Annotated in this window: 1 protein-coding gene; it reads right to left on the bottom strand. The window is 47.1% G+C overall.

The annotated features are described in order from the left end of the window. Positions 1 to 19: 19 nt before the first annotated feature. Positions 20 to 307, bottom strand: coding sequence for a hypothetical protein (locus QMD82_08585; GenBank protein ID MDI6851969.1), 288 nt, complete (start codon positions 305 to 307; stop codon positions 20 to 22). Between the last annotated feature and the right edge of the window lie 198 nt (positions 308 to 505).

Here is a 505-nt window from a genome sequence, read left to right as displayed (position 1 = left end):
CGAGCTTGCACATAGACTATCACGGTTTTGTTAGGGTCCCGGCTTCTTCTCCGTTGACTTCTTCCCATGCCCTGCGAAACTCTTCTAAGCTGTTGAATCCTTCCTTTTTGATGTCTTCGGGGCTTATGTCGCCGAGCCTTTGTTTGAACTTGCGAGTTATCTTGATGTGAGCTTGTGGCTTGCTATGCCAAGCGTCTCGTATGCCGTAAACTCTGCCTATTTCCCATTCATGTTTATGGATTCGTCTTGTCTGCGTTTTGACGCCTGCAATGATCTTCGCTATGTGCTTTCGCTTAAATATCGCCATGCATGGCTTCCTCCTCTTCTATACTCGGTAAACCTTTCCTTTCCCGCTAAAGGTTCCGCAAAACAATCAGTTTGGCTGTGTAAAAGTATCCGCCTTCCCGCAGCTCTTTGTGGGTTGCCGTTATGCCTTTATAGTCTGTGCCCATGGTTTTGGCTTGTTCTTCTTGGTAGAGTGAAAATTAAGGCTGAAGAACGGGGG

It is taken from the genome of bacterium, assembly GCA_030019025.1.
GTDB lineage: Bacteria > Hydrothermota > Hydrothermia > UBA1063 > UBA1063 > UBA1063.
This window is presented reverse-complemented; position numbering and strand designations above follow the sequence as displayed.

Coding starts and splice junctions, on each gene's coding strand:
- QMD82_08585 (MDI6851969.1), bottom strand. CDS start 307: ATGGCGATATTTAAGCGAAAGCACATAGCGAAGATCATTGCAGGCGTC.